Source organism: Rhodococcus spongiicola (genome assembly GCF_004011835.1).
Lineage (GTDB): Bacteria > Actinomycetota > Actinomycetes > Mycobacteriales > Mycobacteriaceae > Prescottella > Prescottella spongiicola.
Genome location: NZ_RKLN01000009.1, coordinates 1 through 7,680 on the forward strand (window position 1 = coordinate 1; position 7,680 = coordinate 7,680).

The following is a 7,680-nucleotide window of genomic DNA, read 5'->3' on the forward strand; positions in this document are numbered from 1 at the left end:
GCGGCGGCCGGAAGGCGTTGGTGGCCGGTCCGCGTCCGGACCGGATCCCACTCTCGCTCGCGCAGCAGCGGATGTGGTTCCTCAACCGTCTCGAACCCGAGTCCGCCGCCTACAACATCCCATTCGCATTGCGGCTTACCGGACGGCTCGATACAGACGCACTGCAGGCTGCGCTGCAGGACCTCGTGGTACGGCACGAATCGCTGCGGACGTACTATCCGGAGGACGCCGACGGCCCGCACCAGGTGATCGTTCCCGCGGACAGCGCCGACCTGGATCTCGCTCAGGTCGTCGTCGAGGGCGAGGACGACCTGCGTGCCCGGATGATGGACCTGCTCGGCCGTGGGTTCGACGTGACAAGTCGAGCCCCGTTGCGGGCTGGCCTGTTCCGGCTCTCGGACGACGTCCACGTCTTCGTCTTCGTGGTTCACCACATCAGCGCGGACGGGCTGTCCATGGCACCGACGGCGCGGGACCTGATGATCGCCTATGCGGCCCGCTGCCAAAGCGAGGCTCCGCAGTGGTCGCCGCTCCCTGTGCAGTACGCGGACTACGCGCTGTGGCAGCGGGAGGTTCTCGGCTCTGCCGAGGAGCCGGGTACGGTCGCTGCCGCGCAGCTCGAATACTGGGAACGAACCCTGGCCGGTGCACCCGAGGCGCTCGAGCTGCCGACGGACCGGCCCCGCCCGGCTGAGCCGTCCATGCACGGAGCCGAGATCGCCTTCACGATCCCCGTCGACCTCCACTCCGCGCTCGAGTCGCTTGCCCAGGAGCAGGGCTCGTCGCTGTTCATGGTCGCGCACAGCGCACTCTCAGTGCTGCTGGCTCGGCTCAGTGGAACGTGGGACGTCACCGTCGGCACACCGGTCGCGGGCCGGGGAGAGGCCGTACTCGACGACCTGGCCGGGATGTTCGTCAACACGCTCGCTCTGCGCACCGAACTTTCGTCGGCGATGACGTTCGCGGAGGTCGTTGCAGTGGCCCGCGAGACGGACCTCTGTGCGTTCTCATACGCGGACGTGCCTTTCGAAAGCGTCGTCGGGGCCGTCGCGCCGGCCTCGGCCCGCTCGACCGGACGACACCCGCTCTTCCAGACGGTGCTCTCGTTCCAGAACCAGCAGCGGGCGAGCCTCGAGCTGCCGGGCTTGACGGTCGACGTCGTTCCGGACGTCGATTCGGTAGCGAAGTTCGACCTCCAACTCACCCTCATCCCGACGCCGCTCGGGGAGTTGGAAGCGCTGGTGACCTACGCCACGGACCTGTTCGACGAATCGACGGCGGTCACATTCGGACAGCGCTTCGTGCGCGTGCTCGAGGCTGTCGCCGCGGACCCGTTGGCAGTCGTCGGCGACATCGAAATCGCCTCCGACGAGGAACGAGCACAGCTGCTGGGCGAGCCGGTGGCCGATGAGACATCGAGCGACACCGGGGATGCGGTGCTACCGAGCGACAGCACGGTGCCGCAGATCCTGGCATCGGTCGTCGAAGCCGACCCCGAGGCACCCGCGCTCTCCGACAACGGAGAGGAAACCACCTACAGCGACCTCGCGCAGCAGGCGGCACGCCTGGCTCGGGTCCTGATCGCGGAAGGAGTCGGTCCGGGCCACCGCGTGCCTGTCGCCGTGCCGCGATCAGCGGACATGGTCGTCGCGGTGTGGGCCGTGCTCGAGTCCGGCGCGGCGCTCACGCTTGTCGAAGCGGAGGACGCTGGCCCTGCTACGAACTCGGAGACTCTGACGTTCGAGCTCGAGGCGAAGGTTGGCATCACGACCACGGCCAACGTCGCGGCGCTTCCCGACGGAGTTGCGTGGATCGTGCTCGACACGAGCCGCGCTCAGATCGACGCGCAGTCCAGCCGACCGGTCACCTATGCCGAGAGGATTACGCGCCTGAGGCCCGAAGACCCCGCTGTCGTCGGACTCGACGGCACCGTTCTCACTCACGGGCACATCGTGGCCCTGGCCGACCGGGACCGCGCGCGCTTCGACATCACCTACGAGTCGCGCACGGCGTGCACCGAAACCCTGAGCAGTAGTTGGTCGGCCATGGAACTGCTCTTGGCCATGACTGCGGGTGCGGCGACGGTCGTCACCGGGGTAGCCGAGGGTGAGATTACCGACCTTCTGGCGGACGAATGGGTTACCCACGCGTTCATGCCGGAGCAGCAAGCACTCGGCCTCGACCTGGAAGAACTCGAAGACCTCGAGGTTCTGATATTGACCGGTGGCCAACAGTCCGGGCAGATGCCGAACATCGCGCGGGTGATTGCCGACACAGAAACGTGGACGGCCTGAGGCGATAATGGCGGATTGTCCGCCGAGCGATGTAGGTGCTAGGGGAAAGAGCCACCGTGGTGCGTAGTGAAATGCCGACGAGCGATACACGAGGTGTCAGGTCCGCATGAGTGATCAGGGTTTGGAGTCGAGCGCAGTGGACAGTGCGGACAGCGGCGAGGGCAAGCGGACCAGACGTCGGCGTCCCGAACGCAGAGAACGGCCGGCACGCCGGAGCCGGTCGAGCGCGACGACGCTGCCCCAACTGTTGGCAGCCGCTGTCGAACGCGACCCCTCCGCCACCGCCCTTGTGTGCGGCGACCGCAATCGCTCGTACGAGGATCTCGATGCCTGGTCCTCACGACTGGCCCGAGTGCTGATCGAACGCGGTATCGGACCCGGCGACCTGGTCGCCGTCGCCATTCCTCGCTCCATCGAATCGGTGTCATCGGTGTGGGGTGTAGCGAAGGCCGGCGCCGCCTTCGTCCCCGTCGACCCGAACTACCCCGCCGATCGCGTCGCACACATGGTCACCGATTCCGGCGCCGTCATCGGAATCACCACCTCTGAGGCACGGGCTTCGCTCCCGGACGGCGTCGAGTGGCTCACCCTCGACGAGGAATTCGAAAGTGTCCTCGCCGCGCACTCGGCCGATCCGATCACGTTCGCCGACCGCACACGCACGCTGACCGACGCCGATCCCGCCTACGTGATCTACACGTCGGGTTCGACGGGTGTGCCCAAGGGTGTGGTGGTTACGCACACGGGGTTGGCGGCGTTCGCGGCCGAGCAGGTGGAGCGGTATGGCCTCGAGGCGGGTGCGCGGACGTTGCATTTCGCGTCGCCGAGTTTTGATGCGTCGGTTCTCGAGTTGCTGATGGCGTTCGGGGCGGGTGCGACGATGGTGATCGCGCCGACGTCGATTTACGGTGGCCACGAGTTGGCGGAGCTTCTTCGGGTGCAGGGGGTCACGCATGCGTTCGTGACGCCGGCGGCGTTGGCGTCGGTTGATCCGTCGGGTCTGGATGCGCTGCGTGTGGTGGTTGTCGGTGGTGAGGCGTGTTCGGCGGAGCTGGTGGCCCGGTGGGTTACTGGTGGGCGGCGGATGTTCAATGCGTACGGTCCGACCGAGGCGACGGTGGCGTCGAACATCTCCGATGCGTTGGTGCCGGGCGAGCCTGTGACGATCGGGCGCGCCATCCGCGGCGCCATGGCGTACGTCCTCGACGAACGTCTGCGGCCCGTTCCCGCAGGAGTCCCGGGCGAGCTGTACCTTGGCGGCGCCGGCATAGCCCGCGGCTACCTCGGGCGCCCTGGGCTGACCTCGGAACGCTTCGTTGCGAACCCGTTCGGAGATGCCGGTACTCGGCTGTACCGCACCGGCGACGTGGTGCGCTGGAACTCGGACCGACAGATCGAGTACGTCGGACGTTCCGACGACCAGGTGAAGATCCGCGGCTTCCGCATCGAGCTCGGCGAGATCGACGCCGCGCTCGCCGCTCACGACGACGTCGACTTCGCCGCAAGCGTGGCCCACGAGTCATCAACGGGTAGCAAGGTTCTCGTTTCCTATGTGCATCCGGCATCCGGTCGTGAGATCGACACTGCCGCGCTGATCGACTTCGTCGGGCGTTCCCTGCCGCGGCACATGGTGCCCGCGACCGTGATGGTGCTCGACGAGATCCCATTGACTCCAGGCGGCAAGCTCGACCGGAAGGCGCTGCCGGAACCGGTGTTCGAAGCCAAGGAGTTCCGCGCCCCCATTACCTCGACCGAGGAACTCGTCGCCGCCGTGTTCGCCGAGGTCCTCGACACCCCGCGGGTCGGACGGGACGACGACTTCTTCGAACTCGGCGGAAACTCCCTGATGGCGACGCAGGTCGTCTCACGACTGTCGGCGACCGCGGGTGCCCAGATCCCCGTCCGCGTCGTGTTCGGAGCATCGACCGTCGAGGCACTGGCCGCGCACATCGACAACGCCTCCGGTGACGATGCCTATCCGGACCTTGTCGCAGGTCCACGTCCGGATCGGGTGCCGCTGTCGCTGGCGCAGCGACGGATGTGGTTCCTCAACCGTCTCGAACCCGAGTCCGCGGCCTACAACATCCCGTTCGCGATCCGGTTGTCGGGCGGTTTGGATGTGGACGCGCTGCGGACGGCCATCGTCGATGTCATCGGCCGGCACGAGTCGTTGCGGACCCGGTACCCGGAGGTCGACGGCATCGGCTACCAGGTGGTGCTGTCGGTCGAGGAGGCGCTGGCGGGGTGGGATCTCGGTCCCGAGCAGGTCCCGGCCGACCAGGTCCGTGACCGGGTGATCGAGGTCGCCACCACACGATTCGACGTCACGGCCGAGGCGCCGCTGCGGGTGCGGCTGTTCGAGGTGTCGCCGACCGAGCACGTGCTGGTGTTCGTGGTGCACCACATCTCGTCGGACGGTGTGTCGACCGGCCCGCTGATCCGGGATGTGATGACCGCGTACACGGCGCGGACCGCCGGGGCGGCTCCCGGCTGGGAGCCGCTTGCGGTGCAGTACGCGGATTATGCGTTGTGGCAGCAGGAGGTGCTGGGTTCGGAGGACGACGCCGAGTCGGTGATTGCGCGTCAGATCGGGTACTGGCGTGGGCAGTTGGCGGGTATTCCGGATCAGTTGGATCTGCCGGTGGATCGTCCGCGTCCGGCGCAGCAGTCGTATGCGGGTGCCACGGTCGCCGCAGAGGTGGATGCGGATACGCATCGGGCTTTGGTGGAGTTGGGTCGGGCTCGGGGTGCGAGCTCGTTCATGGTGATGCATGCGGTGTTGTCGGTGTTGCTGGCGCGGTTGTCGCGGTCGCGGGACATCGTGGTGGGCACCCCGATCGCCGGTCGTGGTCAGCCGGCACTCGAGGACCTGGCCGGCATGTTCGTCAACACCCTCGCACTCCGGGTGCAGGTGGATCCGGCGGAGTCGTTCACGGAGTTGTTGTCGCGGGTGCGTGAGGTGGATCTGGATGCGTATGCGCATGATGATCTGCCGTTCGAGCGTCTGGTGGAGGTGCTCAATCCGGTTCGGTCGGCGTCGCGGCATCCGTTGTTCCAGGTCGGGTTCTCGTTCCAGAACATGCGGATCGGTGCGCTCGAGTTGCCTGGTCTCGAGGTGGCGCCGCTCGAGGTCGAGACGGATCTGGCGAAGTTCGATCTGCATGTGACGGTCGTCGACAGTGTCGACGAGACCGGGAATCCGGCGGATCTGGCAATCGAATTCACTTATGCGACGGATCTGTTCACCGAGGACACCGCGCGGCGGTTCGCGCGGATGTATGCGCGGATGTTGCGGGCGGTGGTGGCCGATGCGGCGACACCGGTCGGGGATCTCGAGATGATCGACGCCGACGAGCGTGGTGTGGTGCTCGAGGGTTGGAACGAGACCGGGCGCCGGGTGGATGGGTCGGCGACGTTGGTGGATCTGTTCGATGCGCGGGTCGCGGCGGCGCCGGCGGCGCCGGCGCTCGTCGCCGGTGAGGAGCGGCTGACGTACGGGCAGTTCGATGCGCGGGTGAACCGGCTTGCGCGGCTGTTGATCGCCGCGGGGGTGGGTCCGGAGTCGCGGGTGGCGTTGGCGATGCGGCGGTCGGTGGAGTTGGTCGTGGGTATGTACGCGGTCGCGAAGGCCGGTGGCGCGTATGTGCCGGTCGATCCGGATCATCCGGTCGAGCGGGTCGGCTACATCCTCGACACGGCGGATCCGGTGCTGGTCCTCTCGACCACCCGGGACGGGTTCGATCCCGGCTCCGATGTTCCTGTGGTGCATGTCGATTCGTTCGACGAGACCGGCCTGGTTGATGGTCCGGTCGCCGACCTCGAGCGGGTGGCGCCGTTGCGGGCGTCGAACACGGCGTATGTGATTTTCACGTCGGGGTCGACGGGGCGGCCGAAGGGTGTGGCGGTTGCGCATGCGGCGATCGTGAATCAGCTCGAGTGGAAGCGGGTGGAGTTCGGGCTCGGTTCGGGTGATGCGGCGTTGTTGAAGACGGCTGCGACGTTCGATTTGTCGGTGTGGGAGTTCTGGTCGGCGCTCACCTCGGGTGGCCGGTTGGTGGTCGCGGATGCGGACGGGCATCGGGATCCGGGGTATTTGAACGCGGTGATGCGGCGTGAGTCGGTGACGACGTTGCATGTGGTGCCGTCGATGTTGCAGGCGTTGTTGGTCGAGTCGGGTGATCGGTTGCCGGGGTCGTTGGTGCGGGTGTTGGCGATCGGTGAGGTGTTGCCGGTCGATACCGCGGCGCGGTTCGCGGGGGCGTCGTCGGCGCGGTTGTTCAACTTGTATGGGCCGACGGAGGCGGCGGTGTCGGTGACCGCGCAGCTCGTCGGGGAGGTGTCGGGGTCGGCGGTGCCGATCGGTGGCCCGGAGTGGAACACGCGGCTTCTGGTGCTCGATGACCGGTTGCGTCCGGTGCCGGTGGGGGTGCCGGGTGAGTTGTATCTGGCCGGGGCCCAGTTGGCGCGTGGGTATTTCGCGCGGGCGGGGTTGACGGCGGACCGGTTCGTCGCCGATCCGTACGCCGCCGGTGGTGAGCGGATGTATCGGACCGGGGATGTGGTTGCGTGGCGGCCGGATGGGACCCTCGATTACGTCGGCCGCGCCGATTTCCAGGTGAAGGTGCGTGGGTTCCGGATCGAGCTCGGTGAGATCGAGGCGGCGTTGCGTGCTCAGGACGCGGTCGCGGAGGCCGCGGTGACGGTGTGGGCGGACGAGGTGCTCGGTGAGCGTCTGGTCGGGTACGTCGTCGCCGCCGATGCCGGGGCGCTCGATGTGTCCGAGGTCGAATCGGTTCTGGCGCGGGTGTTGCCGTCGTACATGGTGCCGTCGGTGTTCGTCGTGCTCGATCGGCTTCCGCTCAACGTCAACGGCAAGCTGGATCGGCGGGCGTTGCCGGCGCCGACGGTTCAGGCCCGCGAGTTCCGGGCTCCGACGACGCCGGTCGAGGAGATCGTGGCGGGTGTGTTCGGGGAGGTTCTCGGTGTCGAGCGGGTCGGTTTGGATGACGACTTCTTCGCTCTGGGTGGTAATTCGCTGGTCGCGACGCAGGTGGTTTCGCGTCTGGGGGCTGCGTTGGATGCGCAGGTGCCGGTGCGGGTGTTGTTCGAGGCGCCCTCGGTCGGCGCGTTGGCGGTCGCGGTCGAGCGGCATGCCGGTGGGGGTGCGCGGAAGGCGTTGGTGGCCGGTCCGCGTCCGGATCGGGTGCCGTTGTCGTTGGCGCAGCAGCGGATGTGGTTCCTGAACCGGTTCGATCCGGAGTCGGCGGTGAACAACATTCCGATGGCGATCCGGTTGTCGGGGTCGTTGGATGTGGCCGGGTTGCGGGCGGCGATGGTCGATGTGGTGGGCCGGCACGAGGCGTTGCGGACGGTGTTCCCGGAGGTC

Annotated in this window: 2 protein-coding genes; both read left to right on the forward strand. The window is 67.4% G+C overall.

The window, feature by feature from the left end; translation table 11 throughout:
- On the forward strand, window positions 1-2,294 hold a 2,294-nt coding region (locus EF834_RS17975; protein ID WP_164874178.1), incomplete at its 5' end, for a condensation domain-containing protein.
- 106 nt (window positions 2,295-2,400) lie between these two features.
- The coding region (locus EF834_RS17980; protein ID WP_127948642.1) for a non-ribosomal peptide synthetase at window positions 2,401-7,680 on the forward strand (5,280 nt) is incomplete at its 3' end.